The organism is Cupriavidus sp. 01L43 (assembly GCF_056399925.1).
Window position 1 is genome coordinate 240,087 of record NZ_JBFTSH010000002.1, and the last position, 19,841, is coordinate 259,927.

At 66.6% G+C, this 19,841-nt stretch carries 17 protein-coding genes; 12 read left to right on the forward strand and 5 right to left on the reverse strand.

The annotated features are described in order from the left end of the window. Positions 1-18: 18 nt before the first annotated feature. The 4 genes from AC1DP9_RS04215 to AC1DP9_RS04230 all read right to left on the reverse strand — a co-directional run bounded on the left by AC1DP9_RS04215 (position 19) and on the right by AC1DP9_RS04230 (position 4,575). The gene (locus AC1DP9_RS04215; protein WP_454757020.1) at positions 19-795 is read right to left on the reverse strand and encodes a crotonase/enoyl-CoA hydratase family protein; all 777 of its coding nucleotides are present in this window, start codon (positions 793-795) and stop codon (positions 19-21) included. A gap of 112 nt (positions 796-907) precedes the next feature. Then, positions 908-2,074 carry an acyl-CoA dehydrogenase family protein gene (locus tag AC1DP9_RS04220; protein ID WP_477106914.1) on the reverse strand — a complete coding sequence of 389 codons (1,167 nt, stop codon included), beginning with the start codon at positions 2,072-2,074 and terminating at the stop codon, positions 908-910. A gap of 2 nt (positions 2,075-2,076) precedes the next feature. Continuing rightward, the gene (locus AC1DP9_RS04225) at positions 2,077-3,270 is read right to left on the reverse strand and encodes a thiolase family protein (protein ID WP_477106706.1); all 1,194 of its coding nucleotides are present in this window, start codon (positions 3,268-3,270) and stop codon (positions 2,077-2,079) included. A gap of 42 nt (positions 3,271-3,312) precedes the next feature. Then, positions 3,313-4,575: a CaiB/BaiF CoA transferase family protein gene (locus AC1DP9_RS04230; RefSeq protein WP_477106707.1), complete on the reverse strand. Its 1,263-nt coding sequence runs from the start codon at positions 4,573-4,575 to the stop codon at positions 3,313-3,315. Positions 4,576-4,775: 200 nt separating this feature from the next. Here AC1DP9_RS04230 and AC1DP9_RS04235 point away from each other — a divergent pair, with 200 nt between their 5' ends. The 3 genes from AC1DP9_RS04235 (at position 4,776) to AC1DP9_RS04245 (ending at position 9,460) form a co-directional block, all read left to right on the forward strand. Continuing rightward, a complete protein-coding gene (locus tag AC1DP9_RS04235; RefSeq protein ID WP_477106708.1) occupies positions 4,776-5,972 on the forward strand; it encodes an acyl-CoA dehydrogenase family protein in 1,197 nt (398 codons plus the stop codon). Positions 5,973-5,986: 14 nt separating this feature from the next. Next, positions 5,987-7,126 carry an acyl-CoA dehydrogenase family protein gene (locus tag AC1DP9_RS04240; RefSeq protein WP_477106709.1) on the forward strand — a complete coding sequence of 380 codons (1,140 nt, stop codon included), beginning with the start codon at positions 5,987-5,989 and terminating at the stop codon, positions 7,124-7,126. Between the two features lie 345 nt (positions 7,127-7,471). Then, positions 7,472-9,460 carry a gamma-glutamyltransferase family protein gene (locus tag AC1DP9_RS04245; protein WP_477106915.1) on the forward strand — a complete coding sequence of 663 codons (1,989 nt, stop codon included), beginning with the start codon at positions 7,472-7,474 and terminating at the stop codon, positions 9,458-9,460. A 97-nt stretch (positions 9,461-9,557) separates the two neighbouring features. Here AC1DP9_RS04245 and AC1DP9_RS04250 read toward each other — a convergent pair whose 3' ends face one another. After that, positions 9,558-10,139: a DUF2968 domain-containing protein gene (locus AC1DP9_RS04250; protein ID WP_477106710.1), complete on the reverse strand. Its 582-nt coding sequence runs from the start codon at positions 10,137-10,139 to the stop codon at positions 9,558-9,560. Positions 10,140-10,399: 260 nt separating this feature from the next. On the opposite strand from AC1DP9_RS04250, the gene hisD reads away from it, so the two are divergent. From hisD to AC1DP9_RS04295, 9 genes are all read left to right on the forward strand, one after another. After that, positions 10,400-11,722: a histidinol dehydrogenase gene (hisD, locus tag AC1DP9_RS04255; protein ID WP_441591074.1), complete on the forward strand. Its 1,323-nt coding sequence runs from the start codon at positions 10,400-10,402 to the stop codon at positions 11,720-11,722. 5 nt (positions 11,723-11,727) lie between these two features. Further along, positions 11,728-12,495, forward strand: coding sequence for an SDR family NAD(P)-dependent oxidoreductase (locus AC1DP9_RS04260; RefSeq protein ID WP_255370750.1), 768 nt, complete (start codon positions 11,728-11,730; stop codon positions 12,493-12,495). Continuing rightward, entirely contained in the window at positions 12,492-13,511 is a 1,020-nt protein-coding gene (locus AC1DP9_RS04265) for a LacI family DNA-binding transcriptional regulator (protein WP_092293329.1), read from the forward strand. The genes AC1DP9_RS04260 and AC1DP9_RS04265 overlap by 4 nt, the downstream gene beginning before the upstream one ends. Positions 13,512-13,529: 18 nt before the next feature. Continuing rightward, positions 13,530-14,504 carry a 3-hydroxyacyl-CoA dehydrogenase gene (locus tag AC1DP9_RS04270; protein ID WP_477106711.1) on the forward strand — a complete coding sequence of 325 codons (975 nt, stop codon included), beginning with the start codon at positions 13,530-13,532 and terminating at the stop codon, positions 14,502-14,504. A gap of 87 nt (positions 14,505-14,591) precedes the next feature. Continuing rightward, a complete protein-coding gene (locus AC1DP9_RS04275) occupies positions 14,592-15,593 on the forward strand; it encodes a Bug family tripartite tricarboxylate transporter substrate binding protein (RefSeq protein ID WP_477106712.1) in 1,002 nt (333 codons plus the stop codon). A 45-nt stretch (positions 15,594-15,638) separates the two neighbouring features. Next, complete coding sequence (leuC, locus tag AC1DP9_RS04280) at positions 15,639-17,042, forward strand: 3-isopropylmalate dehydratase large subunit (RefSeq protein WP_477106713.1); 1,404 nt, start codon at positions 15,639-15,641, stop codon at positions 17,040-17,042. Continuing rightward, positions 17,039-17,644 (forward strand): 3-isopropylmalate dehydratase small subunit, encoded by a 606-nt coding sequence (leuD, locus tag AC1DP9_RS04285; protein WP_441591076.1) that lies wholly within the window; start codon positions 17,039-17,041, stop codon positions 17,642-17,644. Before leuC ends, leuD begins: the two co-directional genes overlap by 4 nt. 40 nt (positions 17,645-17,684) lie before the next feature. Continuing rightward, a complete protein-coding gene (locus AC1DP9_RS04290) occupies positions 17,685-18,548 on the forward strand; it encodes an isocitrate lyase/PEP mutase family protein (protein WP_092293004.1) in 864 nt (287 codons plus the stop codon). Between the two features lie 43 nt (positions 18,549-18,591). Next, on the forward strand, positions 18,592-19,602 hold the full coding sequence (locus tag AC1DP9_RS04295) for a Bug family tripartite tricarboxylate transporter substrate binding protein (protein WP_477106714.1): 1,011 nt from the start codon (positions 18,592-18,594) through the stop codon (positions 19,600-19,602). The last annotated feature ends 239 nt before the right edge of the window (positions 19,603-19,841 follow it).

Consider the following 19,841-nt stretch of genomic DNA (forward strand, 5'->3'; position numbering starts at 1 on the left):
CGGCCGGCTGATGTGACGCTAGCGCTTCAGGAAACCGTCGAGCGCGGCCTCGTGCTCCTCGGTATGGTGCGCCAGCGCCTGGAAGCCGGCGGACATTTCGAGCAGCGTGGCGAGGCTGGTTTGCTGGCCTTCGCGCAGCAGCCGCTTGGTCATGCGCAGCGCGTGCCCCGGGTTGGCGGCGATTCGCCCCGCCAGCGACATGGCGGCCGGCATCAACTCGTCCGCAGGCACCACGCGCGAGACCAGCCCCCACGCCAGCGCCTGCTGCGCATCGATCGCCTCGCCCGTGAACGACATCTCGCAGGCGCGCGACATGCCCACGGCACGCGGCAGCAGCCACGCCCCGCCATCGCCGGGCAGCAATCCCAACTTGACGAAGCTCTCCGCGAACACCGCCTTGTCCGAGGCAATCCGGATATCGCACATGCACGCGAGGTCATTGCCGGCACCGTACGCGGGGCCGTTCACGGCGGCGATCGTCGGCACCTCAAGCGCCTGCAATGCCAGCGGCAGCCGCTGGATGCCGTTCCGGTACGCGTAACGGCTATTCGCCGGCACGCCCAGCCCGGTGCCGACGGTATCGCGCAGCGTCTTCAAATTACCGCCCGACGAGAACGCCGGGCCCGCCCCGGTCAGCACCAGCACACGCACCGAGAGGTCGTCGTTGATCGCCTGGCACAGGTCGACGATGCTCTCTATCGCATCGTCATCCGACAAGGCGTTGCGGGTCTGCGGGCGGTTCATCGTGGCAACGGCCACGTGTCCGATGGTTTCGATCTTGAGGAAGTCGCTCATGCTTGGATTCTGATTTCGGTAAGGGGACGAAAGGCAGCCCTGCAGCCGCCGGCTATTCCTTCTCCACGCCGGCCGACCGCGCGGCGACGCTTCATATCCATCTGTTGCCTCCTCAGTAGGACTTCGGCAGGCCAAGCACCTTCTCGGCCACGAAGCACAGGATCAGCTGCGGGCTGATCGGTGCGATGCGGGGAATCAGCGCTTCGCGCAGATAGCGCTCCACGTGGTACTCCTTGGCATAGCCATAGCCGCCGTGCGTCATCACCGCCGTCTGGCAGGACTTGTAGCAGGCCTCGGCCGCGAGGTACTTGGCCGCATTGGCCTCCGCGCCGCAGGGCTCGCCGCGATCGAACTTCGCAGCCGCGTTGAGCACCATCAGGTTGGCGGCTTCCAGCTCCATCCAGCATTCGGCCAGTGGATGCTGGATGCCCTGGTTCTTGCCGATCTGGCGGTCGAACACGATACGTTCCTTGGCGTACTGCGTGGCCCGCGCCAGCGCCACGCGCCCGAGCCCAACCGCTTCCGCCGCCACCAGGATCCGTTCGGCGTTCATGCCATGCAGGATGTACTGGAACCCCTTGCCCTCTTCGCCGATGCGGTCCTCCACGGGCACCTTGAGGCCGTCGATAAAGACTTGGTTGGTGTCGACAGCCTTGCGGCCCATCTTGTCGATCTCGCGGGTCTCCACGTGGTTCCGGTCGATGGTCGTGTAGAACAGGCTCAGGCCTTCCGTCTTGCTCTTGATGGCCTCCAGCGGCGTGGTGCGCGCCAGGATCAGCATCTTCTCCACGCAACTGGCGGTGGAGATGAAGGTCTTGGCGCCGTTCAGCACGTAGTGATCGCCGTGCCGGTCCGCGCGCGTCTTCAGTTGCGTGGTGTTGAGGCCGGTGTTGGGCTCGGTCACGGCGAAGCAGGCCCGCTCGCTGCCCTGAATCAGGGGCGGCAGCATGCGTTGCTTCTGCGCCTCGCTGCCGAAGACCACCACCGGGTTCAGGCCGAAGATGTTCATGTGCACGGCCGAAGCCCCGCTCATGCCGGCACCGGATTCGGCGATGGCCTGCATCATGATGGCGGCCCCGGTAATGCCGAGGCCCGAACCACCGTAGGCTTGCGGAATGCAGATGCCCAGCCAACCGTCCCTGGCGAGCGCCTGATGGAAATCGGTCGGAAAGCCGCCGACCTTGTCCTTCTCCAGCCAATACTCGGCGTCAAAGCGCTCGCAGATCTTCAGGATGGCCTCGCGAATCTCGCGATGTTCGGGGGAATGATCGAAGGTCATGCTCATGCCACCTCCACCGCCATGGCCGTGGCTTCTCCGCCACCGAGGCACAGGCTCGCCACGCCACGGCGCAGCCCCCGTTCGCGCAGCGCGTGGACCAGCGTCACAAGCAGCCGGGCGCCCGTCGCGCCGACCGGATGGCCCAGCGCGCAGGCGCCGCCGTTCACGTTGACGCGCGCATGCGGCAGGTTCAGTTCGCGCATGGCGAGCAGCGTCACCACCGCAAAGGCCTCATTGATTTCGAACAGGTCGACGTCGCCAGCCTGCCAGCCCGCCTTGTCCAGCACGCGGCGAATGGCGCCGACCGGCGCCATCGAGAACTGCCCCGGCGGCAGCGCATGCGTGGCGAGCGCGGTGATCCGGGCCAGCGGCACGATGCCTTTTGCCCGCGCATCCGCCTCGCGCATCATGACCAGCGCGGCGGCGCCGTCTGAAATCGACGACGCGTTGCCTGGCGTCACCGTGCCCTCGGTGCGGAAGGCGGGCGACAGACGCGGGATCTTGTCGATGTCGCAGCGCGCCGGGGTCTCGTCATCGCGCAGTGGCTCGCGATTGCGGCTCTTCCCCGACTTCGGCGACAGCTCGACGATCTCCGCCACAAAGCGGCCTTCGCGCACCGCAGCCTGCGCACGCGCCACGCTTTCGGCGGCGAACGCATCCTGCGCCGCGCGCGAGATGCCAGCCTGTTCGGCGGTCAGGTCGGCGTAATAGCCCATCAGATGGCCTTCATACGCATCCTCAAGACCATCGCGATACATATGGTCCAGGAACTGCCCGTGGCCGAGGCGGTAGCCCTGCCGGCCGCGCGGCACGAGGTGCGGCGCGTTGGTCATCGATTCCATGCCGCCCGCCACCGCCACCGTGCAACTGCCGGCGCGCAGCAGGTCATGCGCCAGCATGGCTGCCTTCATGCCGGACCCGCACATCTTGCTGATCGTCGTCGCCGGCACCGATGGCGGCAATCCCGCACCAAGCACGGCCTGCCGGGCCGGGGCCTGGCCAAGGCCGGCGAACAGGCAACAGCCCATGATGGCTTCATCGACGCTATCGGCCGACACCCCTGCCTGCGCCACGGCGGAGGCAATGGCGGCAGCGCCAAGCTCGGGCGCCGAGAACGTCGATAAAGCGCCCTGGAACGCGCCGATGGGCGTGCGCTGCGCGCCCACGATGACAATGGATGAATCTTGCTCGTGCATCACTGCATCTCCTGGAACGATGTCTTGGGGGTGGATGCCCGATCAGGCGTCCGCGACGAGGGTTGCGGCCGACGCCGCCATGGCCTCGATCTCCGCCGGGCTGTAACCGGCTTCCGCCAGCACCTCGGCGCTGTGCTGGCCAAGCCGGGGGGCTTGCCGGGCGATATGCGGCTGGGACTTCGACCACCGTGACGGCACCGCCATCGAGCGCATGCGGCCTTCGCTCGGATGCTCGACCATCTCGAAGAACCCCACCGCCTGCAGGTGCGGGTCGTTCATCAGCGTGTCGAGCGTGTGCATGGGCATGACGGGGATGTCGGCCGCTTCGAGCACCGCCGTCCATTCCGCCGACGTGCGCGTGGCCATCACCTCGGCCAGCATCCGGTACAACTCGTGGATGTGCTTCGTGCGCTCGCCGATCGAGTGGAAGCGCGGGTCGTTCGTCATGACGTCGGGCTGGCCGATCAGCGCGAAGAACGTTTTCCACTGCTTGTCGTTGTAGACCATCACGCACAGGTAGCCGTCACGCGTGCGGTATGGCTTGCGGTTGTCGTTCAGCAGGCGCGCGTAGCCGGCGGGGCCGATTGGCGGATCGAAGGTCGCGCCGTACATGTGATCGCCCAATACGAACTGCGCCATGGTCTCGAACATCGGCACTTCGATCGACTGGCCTTCACCGGTGCGGGTGCGGTAGAGCAGCGCGGCCGTCACCGCGTTGGCGGCGCTCATGCCGACGATGCGGTCCGCCATGGCGTTCGGCGCGTAGCGCGGCTCTTCGGAGCCGGCCAGCGTGCTCAGCGCCGGGATGCCCACGGCGCCCTGGATCAGGTCGTCATAGGCCGGCTTGGCCGCGTAGGGACCGCGCTGGCCGTAGCCGTAGACACCCACGTAGACGATGCGCGGATTGACCGCCGCAATGTCCGCGTAGCCGAGCCGCAGGCGCTGCATGGCCTGCGGGCGGACGTTATAGATCAGCACATCGGCGTCAGCGGCCAGGCGCAGCAGCGCATCACGCCCGGCTGGCTGCTTGAGATCCAGCACCACGCTGCGCTTGTTGCGGTTGGCATGGAGAAAAACGCCCGCCATGCCCGGATTGCGGGCAGGACCGATGCCACGCACGGTGTCGCCGCCGGGCGGCTCGATCTTGATGATGTCCGCGCAGAGATCGCCAAGGATCTGGGTGGCGTACGGTCCCATCAACACCGTGGTCAGGTCCAGGATGCGTATCCCGGCCAGCGGCCCGTTACTCTCCTTGCCGTCCTTGCCAACTGCGCCCGTGGCGCGTGCAGTACCTTCCACCTCCATCGCAATCTCCTCGAAACGATGGATCGCATGCTACGGACGCACCCCGGCCGCGACAAATACCGTCTTCATGTCGCCCGATACCTGCTTCGTATCGATCACCCCGATCCCCCGCCCCTACCCATGTTGGGGAGGGTGGCGGAGGGGGCCCCACCGCTATGCTCGTTCCCCTGATCCGACCAACAGCCAGCAGGGAGCCGTGCATGGACTTGCGATTCACCCGAGCCGATCAGGATTTCCGCGAGGAAGTCCGCGCTTTCGTGCGGAGCCAGTTGCCCGCCGACATCACCGACAAAGTCCGCAATCACCAGCGTCTGGAAAAGGACGACTTCGTGCGGTGGCATCGCATCCTCCAGGCGCACGGCTGGGGGGCGCCGAACTGGCCGGTCGAGTACGGCGGCACCGGCTGGAACGCCATCCAGCGGCTGATCTTCGAGATCGAGACCTTCCACGGCGACGCCCCGCGCCTGCTGCCGACCGGCCTGGCCATGATCGGGCCGGTGTTGCAGAAGTACGGCAACGCTGCGCAGAAGGCCCATTTCCTGCCGCGCATCCCCACCATGGAAGACTTCTGGTGCCAGGGCTACTCGGAGCCCGGCGCGGGGTCCGACCTCGCCTCGCTGAAGATGCGCGCCGTGCGCCAGGGCGACCGCTACATCGTGAGCGGCCAGAAGACGTGGACGTCGTATGCGCAATATGCCGACTGGATTTTCTGCCTCGTCCGCACCGATGGCGAGGCCAAGCCCCAGGACGGCATCTCGATGCTGCTGATCGACATGAAGAGCCCCGGCGTGACGATCCGTCCCATTACCACCCTCGACGGGGGCCACGACGTCAACGAAACGTGGTTCGAAGACGTGGAGGTGCCGGTCGAGAATCTGGTGGGCGAGGAGAACCGCGGCTGGACCTACGCCAAGTACCTGCTGGGCCATGAGCGCACTTCCATCGCCGGCATCGGCCATTGCCATCGCGAGATGCGCCTGCTCAAGCACTATGCCAGCGAGGCCACCGACGGCAAGGGCCGGCGGATGATCGACGACGTGCGCATGCGCGACAAGATCGCCCGGCTTGAGATGGACCTGATGGCCATGGAAATGCTCCTGCTGCGCGTGGCCACGCAGGAAGATAGCCGTGGGCCCGGTCCGGAAGCCTCGATCCTGAAGATCCGCGGCTCCGAGCTGCAGCAGGACATCGCCATGCTGCAACTGGAGGTGGCGGGCCCGAACGCGTGGCCGTACGCGCCGGAGTGGCGCGAGGCGGGCACCGTCCAGCCGGTCAGCGGGCCGGATTGGGCATCACCGGCTGCGGCCACCTACTTCGATACGCGCAAGACATCGATCTACGGCGGCGCCAACGAAGTGCAGAAGAACATCATCGCCAAGATGATCATCGGATTCTGAAGGGAGACACAGGCATGGATTTCCAATACAGCGAAGAACAGCAGATGCTGGCGGACAGCCTGCGGCGTTTCGTCGAGACCGAGTATCCGTTTGCGCGGCGCCGGGAGATTGCTCGCCAGGGTGGCGCGTTCGATCGCGGCATCTGGGCCGCACTGGCGGAGATGGGTGTGCTGGGCCTCACCGTGTCGACCGACTTCGGCGGCTTTGGCGAAGGCCCGGCCAGCCAGCTGGTGGTGCACCGGGAACTGGGGCGCGGGCTGGTGCTGGAACCTGTGATCCCGAGCGCGGTGGTCGGCACGGCCGTGCTCGGCAACTATGGCAGCGCGGCGCAACAGGCGGCATGGCTGCCGGCGCTTGCCAGCGGCGAGCGCGTGCTCGCCCTCGCCTATCTCGAACCGGGCACGCGCTATCGGCCGGAAGCCGCGCAGGCGACGGCCGTGCGTGACGGTGATAGCTATCGGCTCGATGGCATCAAATCGCTGGTCTGGCATGGCGATGCGGCGGACACCTATCTGGTCAGCGCGCGGGTCCCGGCGCCTGAGGCCGATCTCGCGCTGTTCCTCGTGCCGCGCGACACAGAAGGGCTGCACGTCACCAGCTATCCGACCATGGATGGCCTGCGCGGCGCCGACCTGCGGCTGCAAGGTGTGACAGTGCCGGCCGCCGCGCGGATCGGACAGGCGGAAATCGGCTTGGCTGCGCTCGAACATGGGCTCGACCACGGTATCGCCGCACAGTGCGCCGCTGCGGTGGGTGCGATGGAGCGCCTGATCGAACTGACGGGCGAATACCTTCGCACGCGCCGGCAGTTCGGCACGCCGCTCGCCACGTTCCAGGCCCTGCAGCACCGCATGGCCGAGATGCTGGTGCACAAGGAACTCGCGCTGTCGATGGCCTACGTCGCGGCGCGGGCGCTCGACGAGACCGACGCTGCCGCGCGCAGGCGCATGCTTGCCGGCGCCAAGGTGGTGGTGGCCCGGGCGGCGCGCTTCATCGGCCAGCAAGCCGTGCAACTCCACGGCGGCATGGGCATGACCGACGAACTGGAGGTCGGCGACTACTTCAAGCAGCTCGCCATGGTGGACGTGTTGTTCGGCGATACGGACTTCCACATGGAACGCTACGGCGAGGCCATGGCAGGCACGCGCGGCTGAACGCCACGAAACGTGGCGTAACGCACTTGCATATCGATAGTGGTGTACTACGCTAGACACTTCCCCATCAAAAGTGTCTAGCGCGTCATGACTGACACCGACTCGTCTTAGCGCTCCACCCTCCCGAATCCGGCTCCAGATACCGCATCCCCCGACAGGTTCCCCCGTCGGGGGACGGGGTCGCTTATCGCGTTTTTTCACACCGCAGCCCAACACGCGCCAGCGGGGCGAGGGCACGCCCGTGCGCGACGACATGCCAACGCCCAAACAGCTTGCAGCACTGCAGTCCGAGCCCTCGGGCTCGTTCTTTCACGTCGTAGTTCCGGAGGAAAGATCGTGTTGCGCATCCAGAAAACCCCGCTGGCGCTGGCCACCGCCGTTGCCAGTACCCTGCTGATCGCTTCATGCGGCGGCAGCGACGACAAGCCCGCCACCCCCCCCACCACCCCGACCACCCCACAGGCCGATACCAGTTGCCAGGTACTGGCCAGCGACGGCAGCACGGTCGTGGTGGGATCGAACCAGCCCGGCGACCCTTCCCTGCCCGAGCCGGCGTCCGGCTACCGCAAGGGGCTTAAGCCCGTCTACGCGAAGACCTATATGGTGTCGTCGTCGAACGCCTATGCCAGCGCGGCCGGCTGCGCGGTGCTCAAGAAGGGCGGCAGCGCGGCGGACGCCGCAGTGGCCGTCCAGTCCGTGCTGGGGCTGACCGTGCCGGAAGCCACCGGCATGGGCTCGGGCGGCTTCATGCTCTACTACGACGCCCGCACGCGCGCCGTGCAAGCCTACGATGGCCGGGAATCGGCGCCCGCCGCCGCCACCGAGAACTACCTGCGCTATATCGACGACGCCACCAACACGAACCCGCCCGTGCCGAGCGCCCGCGCCAGCGGCCGTTCGATCGGCACCGTCGGCATCCCGCGCCTGATCGAACGCGTGCAGAAGGAGCATGGCAAGCTCGCGTGGAAGGACCTGTTCGGGGATGCCATCACGCTGGCCACCAACGGGTTCCCGATCGGCGGACGGCTGGCCGCCGCCATCCAGAGCAACGCCACGTCGCTCAAGCGTGACCCCGAAGCCCTCGCCTATTTCTTCAACGCCGACAGCACGCCCAAGGCGCTCGGCACGGTGCTGAAGAATCCGGCCTACGCCAACACCCTGACGCAGATGGCTGCCAACGGGGCCAATGCGATCTACACGGGCCAGATCGCCAGCGACATCATCGCCAAGATCGGCACGACGGCCGCCACGGACGGCTCGGCGATCACGCCGGGCAAGACCACGCTGGCCGATCTGGCCAACTATCAGGCCAAGCAGCGCGACCCGGTCTGCATCACGTATCGCGCGTACTGGATCTGCGGGGCGCCGCCGCCGACGTCGGGCGGGATCACGGTGCTGTCGGCGATGGGGATTCTCGAGAACTTCGACCTCGCCGCGCTGAAGCCGACCGCCATCGACGGCGAAGGCGGCAAGCCCACCGTGCTCGGCGTGCACTTCGTCAGCGAAGCCGAACGGCTGGCCTACGCCGACCGTGACAAGTACGTGGCCGATACCGACTTCGTCCCCCTGCCCGGCGGCTCCGCCAACACCATGCTGAACAAGCCTTACCTGGCCTCCCGCGCGGCGCTGATCTCGCCGACGGTCAGCATGGGCACGGCCACGGCTGGGAACCTCGGCTCGGTGCCCCTCGGCGTGGCGTCGCTGATCGAGCACGGCACGAACCAGTTCACGATCGTCGATGCGGACGGCAGCGTGGTCAGCGCGACCACGTCGGTTGAATCGAGCATGGGGTCGTTCCACATGACCAACGGCTTCCTGCTCAACAACCAGCTGACCGACTTTTCGGCCCAGCCGACCGACAGCGGCGGCATACCGGTGGCCAACCGGGTGCAGCCCGGCAAGCGGCCGCGCAGCTCGATGGCGCCGACGATGGTGTTCCGCCAGGCCGCAGATGGGTCGATTGGCGACTTCCTGATGGCCACCGGCTCGCCGGGCGGCGGCACGATCCCGCAATACGTCGTCAAGACGCTCGTGGGCTTGCTCGACTGGGGGCTCAACGCCCAGCAGTCCTCGGGCCTCGTCGACTTCGGTGCCAGCAACAACCCCAGCACCACGGTCGGGGGCGAGCATCCGAACATCGACGCCACAAGCAACGGCGGCAACGATCCGCTGGTCACGGGCCTGCGTGCCTTGGGCCATACGGTATCGATCGGCGCGCAGGCGAGCGGGGTCAACACGGTCCTGCGCAGCCAGTCAGGCGGCGCGGCGGTGTGGATGGGCGGCACGGATCCGCGCCGTGAAGGGGTGGTCCTCGGGGATACGTTCAATCCCTGAGCGGGATGGCAAAAGGGGGAGCGGGCTCGCGCCCCTCCCCCTCCATGGATTCATCCGGTCCGGCCTGGGACTTGTGGTCCCGGGCCGGGCGATGCTGTTAGCGCCGCACCTTGTCCGGCGCCGGCAGCTTCTGGCCAGAGTCCGCCAGAGACGCCTCCAGGCGGCGAATTTCCTGCCGCAGCTTCGCCAACTGGCTGCGCGCGCTGCGGTTGTCGGCCTCTCGGGCGTCGTTGTCGGCGCGGAACGTCTTCTGGTCCTCGGCGAACTGCTCACGCTGCGCCTGCTCGGCGCGCAGTTCAGTGGCCAGCGCGTCCGCCTGGGCTTCCGCACTCTGGATCGCCCGCTCGTACTGGCGCTGCTCCGTCGCCAGCACTTGCCGGCGGATCGCCTGATCGGCCAGCGCCGCGCTCTGCGCGGTGGCCTTGCGGTATGCCGATTCCGCGCTCGCCAGCGAGCTGAAACGCGACACGCGCCACAGCTTGTTCTGGTAGAGCAGCCCGACGTAGCAGACCACTTCATCTTCCGCCAGCATCAGGGTCGTGGCGTACTCGCCATTGGCGCTCGCGCGCAGTTCGCGAACTGATTTGTCCTTGATCCGCTGCTGAAGCTCCGCCACAAGGCGCGTCCGCGACGCATCGGACGGCCGGTCCGCCTCCACAGCCGGCCCTTCGGCTGCCATCGGATCGGTACTGGCCCATGCACCGGCGCCACACAATGCCAGGCTTGCCGCAAGGAGGCCGGCGAGCAGTCGGGGGAAATAGGTTTTTTCGAGCATATTATTGGTGTTAGGACCTCGGGTGATCCACGGCTAACGGCAGGTTCGGAGAATACTTGAGACTTACCCGTCACGCAGAATCGGCTAGGGAAAACACCGAGTTTGCATACGAATGCAAGAAAGTTACTGTGCATACGTATGCACAACCAACCTCGGAACTCCCCATGATTCGCTACCTCAAGCGTGGACGTGACGTCCAGGCGCGTGCCAATGACGACAGCGCTGTTCGCAATACCGTCGAAGGCATCATCCGCGACATCGAAGCGCGCGGCGATGCGGCCGTGCGCGAATACAGCAAGAAGTTCGATAACTGGGACCCCCAGGATTTCCGTCTGCCGCAGGCCGCCATTGAGAAGGCGATGAACAGCCTCTCGGCGCGCGAACTGGAGGACATCCGCTTCGCGCAGGCACAGGTTCGCAACTTCGCACAGATCCAGCGTGACTCCATGCTCGACGTCGAGGTCGAAACCCGCCCCGGCGTGTTCCTGGGCCACCGCCATATTCCGGTCAATGCGGTCGGCTGCTACATCCCGGGTGGCAAGTATCCGCTGCTGGCCTCGGCCCACATGAGCGTCCTGACCGCCAAGGTCGCCGGCGTCAAGCGCGTGGTGGCGACGGCGCCCCCCTTCCACGGCGAGCCGCACCCGGCGATCGTCGCCGCCATGCACATGGCGGGCGCGGACGAGATCCTGGTGCTGGGCGGCGTGCAGGCGGTGGTGGCGATGGCCGTCGGCACCTCCAGCATCGCACCCGTGGACATGCTGGTCGGTCCGGGCAATATGTTCGTGGCGGAAGCCAAACGCCAGCTGTTCGGCCGTGTCGGCATCGACCTGTTCGCCGGTCCCACTGAAACGCTGGTCATTGCCGACGACTCGGTAGACGGCGAAATCTGTGCGGTCGACTTGCTGGGCCAGGCCGAGCACGGTCTGACCTCGCCGGCGGTTCTGCTGACAGATAGCGAAGCGCTGGCGCACGCCACCATGGCCGAAATCGAGCGGCAGCTCAAGATCCTGCCGACGGCGGAGATCGCCGGCAAGGCCTGGGCGGACTTTGGCGAGGTGATCGTCTGCGATACGCGCGAAGAGATGCTGCAGAAGGCGGATGAGATCGCCTCGGAGCACGTGCAGGTGATGACCCGCGATCCCGACTGGTTCCTGAACCAGATGACCAACTACGGCGCGCTGTTCCTGGGACCGCGCACCAATGTCGCCTTTGGCGACAAGGTCATCGGTACCAATCACACGCTGCCCACCAACAAGGCGGCGCGTTATACCGGCGGCCTGTGGGTCGGCAAATTCCTGAAGACCTGCACGTTCCAGCGCGTGACGACGGATGCCGCCAGCGCCGAGATCGGCGAATACTGCTCGCGCCTGTGCCATATGGAGAACTTCGCGGGCCATGGCGAGCAGGCCAACATCCGCGTGCGCCGCTACGGCGAACGTCCCGAAGTGCCGTGGTACGCGCCGGTGCCGGCGTTGCAGGGGTGACAGCCGTGACGCCATTGCCGGCATTCGGCGGCTTTCGTCTCGACGGCAAGCGCGCCCTCGTCACCGGCGGAGGCCGCGGCCTGGGGTTGGCGGCGGCCGTGGCACTGGCACAGGCTGGTGCCGAGGTCACCCTGGCCGCCCGGTCCGGGGCCGAGCTGGAGGCCGCTTGCGCCGCCATTCGTGCGCAAGGCGGCAGCGCCGACTTCATGGTGCTGGACGTCACGGACCCCTCAGCGGTCGAGCGCGCGATCAGCAGCCGCCCGCCGTTCCAGATCCTCGTCAACAACGCGGGCATGAATCGGCCCAAACTGCTGACCGAAACGTCCGACGAAGACATCGACGCGGTCTTTGCGCTGAACGTGAAGGCGACCTTCTATGTCTCCCGTGAAGTGGCCCGCAGCCTGCAGGCGGCGGGCCTGCCCGGTTCTTTCATCAACGTCTCCTCGCAGATGGGGCACGTGGGCAGCCCGCGCCGTGCGCTCTACTGCGCCAGCAAGCATGCGATCGAGGGCATGAGCAAGGCCCTGGCCTGGGAGCTGGGACCGGCGGGCATCCGCGTCAATACGCTCTGCCCTACCTTTATCGAGACGACGCTCACCGCGCCGATGTTCGAGGACCCGTCGTTCCGCCGCTTTGTGCTCGACAAGATCGCGCTGGGCCGGCTGGGTCGGATCGACGAGGTGATGGGTCCGGTGGTGTTCCTCGCCAGCGACGCTTCCAGCCTGATGACGGGCAGCGCGCTGATGCTTGACGGGGGATGGACAGCGGCATGAAAAAAGTCACCGCCCACGACGTGGCCCGCCTGGCGGAAGTCTCGCAGTCCGCCGTCAGCCGCACCTTCACGCCCGGCGCCAGCGTGGCGCCAGAAACGCGTGAGCGTATCGAGACCGCCGCCCGCAAGCTCGGCTACCGGCCCAATGCCATCGCCCGCAGCCTGATCACCCGCCGCAGCCGGATCATCGGCCTGGTCATGAGCTATCTGGAGAACCAGTTCTACCCCGTGGTCATCGAACGCCTGTGCCAGGCGCTGCAGCAGGATGGCTATCACGTGCTGCTGTTTATCAGCGAGACGGAAGAGGCCGACAACGTCCTGGCGGACATCCTCCAGTATCAGGTCGATGGCATCGTGATGGCCTCCACGACGCTGTCATCGGCACTTGCCAACGACTGCATCAACGCCGGCATTCCCGTAGTGCTGTTCAACCGGGTGGCACAGGTCGGGCCGATGGGCGGCTACTCGACCAGTTCGGTCACCTCGCAGAACCGCGCGGGCGGCCGGCAAGTCGGGGAACTGCTGGTGCGTACCGGCCACCGCCGCATTGCGTGGCTGGCCGGATCGGAGAACGCATCGACCAGCCGCGACCGCGAGGCCGGGCTGTGCGATGCCCTCGCTGCAGCCGGCCTGCCGCTGCATGCCCGGGGCGTCGGCGACTACGACTTCGCCGAGGCGCGGCGCGCGGTGCTCGCGCTGTTCCGTGACCCGGACAACCGCCCGGACGCGCTGTTCGCCGCCAATGACCACATGGCCATCGCCGCGCTGGAGACCCTGCGTGCCGAACTGGGCATGCAAGTGCCGCGCGATGTTTCCGTGGTGGGTTTCGACAACGTGCCACAGGCCGCCTGGCCCTCATTCGACCTGACGACCGTGCAGCAGAACGTGGAACAGATGGTGCACGCCACGCGGACCCTGCTGTTCGAGCAGATCGGCGGACAGGTCATGGCGAGCAGCGTGGATGTGCCCTGCGTGCTGGTCGAGCGCGGCACCGTACGCAAGCGCGACGCCACATAACAGGAGACCCAAGACAACATGACCGACAACCATAAGATTCAGGCGCTCTGCGCCGGCCGCCCGGTAGCCATCGTCGGCGCCGGGCTGGTAGGCGCCGGCTGGGCCATTGTCTTTGCCCGGGCGGGCCTGAACGTGAAGATGTTCGACGCCAACCCGGAGATCACGCGCCAGGCCGTGCCGCTCATCGAAGCGCAACTGGCTGGTTTGCGTCGGCACGGGTTGATCGACGAGGACCCCGCCACCGTGCTGGCCCGCATCACGCCGGTTGCCACGCTGGCCGAGGCGGTGGAAGGCGTTGCCTATGTGCAGGAGTCGGTGCTCGAACGCGTGGAGGTGAAACGCCAGCTGATGGTGGATCTCGACGCGCTGGCCTCGCCCGATATGGTCGTCGGCAGCTCCACGTCCGGCATCCCCGGATCGGCGTTTGCCCTGGGCCTGTCCATCTCGCCGCGCGTGCTGATCGCACACCCGGTCAATCCGCCTTATCTGGTCCCGGTCGTTGAACTGGTGCCGTCGCCGGAGACGGCGTCGAGCACAGTCGACTTTGCCGACGCCCTGATGCGGTCCGTGGGCCAGACCGTGGTCCATGTGCGCAAGGAAGTGGAAGGCTTCGTCCTGAACCGGCTGCAGGCTGTGCTGCTGCGCGAAGCGTGGGCGCTGGCGCAGGAAGGCGTGGCCAGTTGCGAGGACATCGACAAGACCATACGCGACGGCCTGGGCTGGCGCTGGTCGTTCATGGGGCCATTCGAAACCATCGACCTGAACGCGCCGGGCGGCGTGGCCGACTATGCGGTGCGGCTGGGTCCGCTGTACCAGCGCATCGCGAATTCACGCGGCCACGAAACCCCTTGGGACCCGGCGCTGATCCGGGAAGTGGAGGCGCAACGCCGCGAGCACCTGCCGCAGTCAGACCTGGAATCCCGACGGGCCTGGCGCGATGAAAACCTGATGGCGATAGCGGCCACCCGTCGCGCCCGCGACCCACGAGCCTGAGCCACACCGACTTCGAAGTTCCGCTGCAATCGTCATAGAAAAGGCACGTCGATGCCTTCCCCACTACAAAGACCGGAGACAACCATCGTGAAACAGCCTCTCAGCCTGTCCGCCCAAGCCCGCCGCCGCCTGCTCGGCGCCACCCTGGCATTGACCGCTTGCGGCATATCCGCCGCGCACGCGCAAGCCGACTATCCCAACAAGCCAATCCGCCTGATCGTGCCCTTCGCCAATGCCGGCGTGACCGACACCAGCGCCCGCATCGTGGCAGAGAAGCTCGGCCAGCAGCTTGGCCAGCAGATCATCGTCGATAACAAGCCCGGCGCTGGCGGCAATATCGGCACGCAGATGGCGGCGAAGGCGGATCCCGATGGCTACACGCTGCTGCTCGGCTATGACGGCACGCTGGTGATCAATCCCAATGTCTATGCCAAGGTGCCCTTCGACACGGTCAAGGACTTCACGCCCATCGGCAAGATCGGTGACGCCGTGCTGATGATCGCCGCCAATCCGAAGCTGGGCATCAAGACCGTGGCGGACTTGCAGCACTACGCCAAGACGGTGGCTGGGGGCATGTCCTACGGGAGCGCGGGCAATGGCAGCACCACCCATCTCGCCGGCGAGATGTTCCATCAGCGCACCGGCATCCCGATGACCCATGTGCCATACAAGGGTGGCGGCCAGGCCTTGCTCGATGTGGTCGGCGGCAACCTGCCCGTGACCTTCGCGGCGGTGACGGGCGCCATGCCCTTCGTCAAGAGCGGCCAGGTCGATGCGGTGGCCGTGACGTCGCGCGAGCGCGCCCCCTCGCTGCCGAACGTGCCGACGCTGATCGAAGCCGGCATGAAGGACTTCGAGATCAGCTCGTGGGTGGGTCTGATGGCCCCCGCCCGCACGCCCAAGCCTGTGATCGACAAGCTCAGCGCCGCGCTACAGAAAGTGTTGAACGACCCCGCGATGCGTGAGCGCCTGGCGTCGCTCGGCATCGTCGCCACGCCGGGCACGCCTGATGCCTATGGCCGCGAGATCGTGCGTGACCTCGACAAGAACAAGGCGATCGTCAAGGCTGCCCACATCAAGCTCGATTGACTTTGGACGGTGGCACCACCGACCCATGCTGAGTGACCCCACACCATGACAACTCTATTCGACAAGATCTGGGCGGCCCACGCGGTGGCCCGTAACGATGCCGGCGAGGACCTGATCTATATCGACCGGCACCTGGTGCAGGAGGTATCGAGTCCGCAAGCCTTCGCCAGCATGGCCGAGGCGGGTCATGCGCTGCGCTCGTCGCCGCGCCACATCGCCGTGCAGGATCACAACGTACCGACCACGGCCGACCGCCTGACCCACATCCCCAACGCGGAAAGCCGCGAGCAGATCGCCACCCTGCGGCGCAATGCGCAGGCCACCGGCATGCGCCTGTTCGACCTGGACCACCCCTTGCAGGGCATCGTCCACGTCATCGCGCCGGAACTGGGTTACGTGCTGCCGGGCAGCACCGTGGTCTGTGGCGACTCGCACAGCGCCACGCTGGGCGCCTTGGGCGCGCTGGCCTGGGGCATCGGCACCTCGGAAGTCGCCCATGTCATGAGCACCCAGAGCCTGTGGATGCGCAAGCCGCGCACGATGGGCATCGCCATCTCGGGCGCGCTGGCCAGGGGCGTCTACGCCAAGGACCTGGCGCTGGCCATCATCCATCACATCGGCACCAGCGGCGGCAATGGCTACGGCGTCGAATACTTCGGCCCGATGGTCGATTCGCTGTCGATGGATGCGCGGCTCACGCTTTGCAACATGACCATCGAGGCCGGCTCACGCTTCGGCCTGATCGCACCGGATGCGACCACGCTGGCCTACCTGCGCGACCGCGTACAGGGCGCCGCGCGAGACCATTTCGAGCAGGCCGCGCAGGCATGGAGCGCGCTGCGCACCGATGCGACGGGCGACTACGACCGCAGCGTGGCGTTCGATGCCGCCACCGTCTCCCCGCTCGTCACCTGGGGCACCACGCCAGCCGACAGCGCTGCGTTCTCCGGCAACGTCGGCGACGGCGCCATGCTCGGCGAGGAAGCCGAGCGCAACCGTCTGGAAGAAAACCTCGCCTACATGGGTCTCAAGATCGGCCAGGCGCTGTCTTCGGTGCCGATCGACGTGGCCTTTATTGGCTCCTGTACCAATGGTCGACTGGAAGATCTGCGCGCCGCTGCCGATGTGGTGCGCGGTCGCCACGTGGCCAAGGGCGTACGTGCGCTGGTGGTCCCGGGTTCGGGCAGCGTCAAGCGCGCGGCCGAGGCCGAGGGCCTGGCGAAAGTCTTTGTCGACGCGGGTTTCGAGTGGCGTGAATCGGGCTGCTCCATGTGCATCGGCATGAATGGCGACAGCCTCGCGCCGGGCGAGCGCTGCGCTTCCACCTCCAACCGGAACTTCGAGAACCGGCAGGGACAAGGCGGCCGTACTCACCTGATGAGCCCCGCCGCCGTCGCGGCATCCGCCCTGCAAGGACGCTTGACCGACCCCCGGGAGTACCTCGCATGAAAGCCGTTATCGCAGAAGTCCAAGGCCGCGCTGCGGTCATGCAGCGCGACGACATCGACACCGATGCCATCTTCCCGGGACGCTTCCTGCGCCTGGTGCAGCGCACTGGCATGGGAGCGCACCTGTTTGCCGACTGGCTGGCCGAAGGCCGCCCGGAAGTGGCGTTCATGGCCCAACCGTCGCCGCCGCAGGTGCTGGTCGCATTGCAGAACTTTGGTTGCGGCTCATCGCGCGAACATGCCGTCTGGGCCTTGTCGGACTACGGCGTGCAGGCCGTGGTCGCGCTGTCGTTTGGCGACATCTTCCGCAACAACTGCGTGAAGAACGGCGTGGTGGCCGCCACCGTGACGCCAGCGGATCACGCGCGCCTCTTGCAAGCACTCGCTGGGGCGGCGGACGCGCCGCTGCACCTGCGGGTTGCCGAGCGCAGCCTGCAGCTTCCCGATGGCAGCGTCATTCCCGTCACGCTCGCCGACGGCCATGCGGAGCAACTGCTCTCGGCCGAAGACGAGGTAGACCGCACCCTGCGTCATGACGCGGCGCTGCGCGCCTATGAGGCGCGCGTGCAGCGCGACCAGCCGTGGCTGGCCTCGATGGACTAAGCCGCACTTCCCTTCCCTTTTCTAGCCTACTGGAGCCGCCATGGCCAATCCCATCCTCCGACAAAAACTTGCCGCCGGCGAGTTCATCGTCATCCCCGGCGTGCAGGACATGATCGCCACCGTCATGACCAACAAGGTCGGCTTCGAGATCATCTACGGCTCCGGCTACTGGCTCACCGCCTCCAGCCTGGGGCTGCCCGATGCCGGCATTGCCACCTATACGCAGATGGTGGACCGCATGCGCACCATCACCCGCACCTCAAAGGCGGCGCTGATCGCCGATGCGGATACCGGCTACGGCGGCCTGCTCAACGTGCACCACACCGTGCGCGGCTACGAGGAAGCCGGCGTCACCGCCATCCAGATCGAGGATCAGGAATTTCCCAAGAAGTGCGGCCACACGCCCTATAAGCGCTGCGTGCCGATCGAGGACATGGTCGAAAAGATCAAGGTCGCGTCGGAAGCCCGTCAGGACAAGGAGAATTTCCTCATCATCGCCCGTACCGATGCCCGCGCCAGCCTGGGCGTGGACGATGCCATGCGCCGCATGGAGGCCTATGCGAAGGCCGGCGCCGACATCCTGTTCTTCGAGGCGCCCCAGTCCGAGGAAGAAATGCGCCGCGCCTGCGACGCCTTCGACCTGCCCATGATGGCCAACATGGCTGACGGCGGGAAGACGCCGATCCTGCCAGCCAGCGTGCTCAAGGAGATCGGCTACTCGCTCGCCATCTTCCCCGCCATGACCAGCCTGGTCGCCGCCGCCGCGATGGAGAAGTCCCTGCGCCACCTCAAGGAGGCGGGCACCAGCCTGTCGCCCGAGATTCCCATGGCGGACTTCAACGAGTTCTGCAGGCTGATCGGCTTCGAAGAGGTCTGGGACTTCGAGAAGCGCTGGGCGCGCTGACCCGCCAATCGACACTAGAAAAAATCACAGGAGGAGACCCAACATGCCGATCACCCACCCCACGCCCCACTCCACGCGCCGCCACGCCTACCAGGGCCCCCTGCTGCGCGCCATCGTCCTGGCAGCCGCCACCTGGGGCGCTGCCACACCCGCGCTGGCGCAGACGGCGTGGAAGCCCAATCGCCCCGTCACCATCGTCGTGCCCTACGTACCGGGCGGCGGCACCGACGCCTCCGCGCGCGCGACGGCCAAGCTACTCGGCGAGCAATGGGGCCAGCCGGTGCTGGTGGTCAACCTGCCTGGCGCCGACGGCCTGATCGGCACGCGCAAGGTCGCCGAGGCCAAGCCCGACGGCTACACGCTGCTGCTCCAAACGCCGGCCATCGTCCTCACCAAGCACGCGCCCTCGTTCACGGGCACCGATCCGCTGACCAGCCTGGTACCCGTCACCAACATCGCGCAATCGCCGGGCGTAATCGTTGCCAACGGAAAATTCCCCGCAACCTCCCTGCCCGAACTGATCAAGTACTGCAAGACAGCAGCCACGCCCTGCTCCATGGGCACGGGCGAAAACGTCGCCAAGCTCTTCGGCCAGCAATTGAAGGCGGAAGCGCTGCCCAACCTGATCGTGGTCAACTACAAGGGGACCGCGGCCATCATCACCGACATGATCGCCAACAACGTGAACTTCGCCGTGACCGGCGTGGCGTCGGCGCTCCCGCACCAGAAGGCGGGCACGCTGAAGATCGTCGCCAACCAGGGCACCCATCGCTTCAGCGAGGCGCCGGATGTGCGCACCGTGGTGGAAACCGGCATGCCGCAGTACGAGTACACCACCTGGTTCGGCCTGTTCGCACCGAAAGACACGCCGCCAGCCGTCACCCAGAGCATCTACGCCGCCGTGCGCGAAGCCATGGGTCATGCCGAACTGCAAAAAGCGATCACGGCCGTTGGCGCCGAACCGCTGGTCAACACGCCAGAAGAATTCGCCGCACAGGTGCGCAAGGAAGATGCACGGTTCACCGCATTGGCGAAGCGCTTTCCGTTGAATTGAGGGGGGGGGGACCGGTCTCGTTAGGGGGCCGGTTGTGCTGCCATGCGAACGCCGGCTGCTCTCACCCGAGTCGCCGGCATCATGCTGGCATTTGTGGCGAATAGTCCACATAAGAAATTGGTGCGAGGGAGGGGACTCGAACCCCGTCACAAACCGCTACAGCATGCGGGTTTCCGGGTGATTCGAGCCCTTCGTGCGATTTGCGTGCGAATGCTTAGGAGAGACCGTAGTACTTAGCG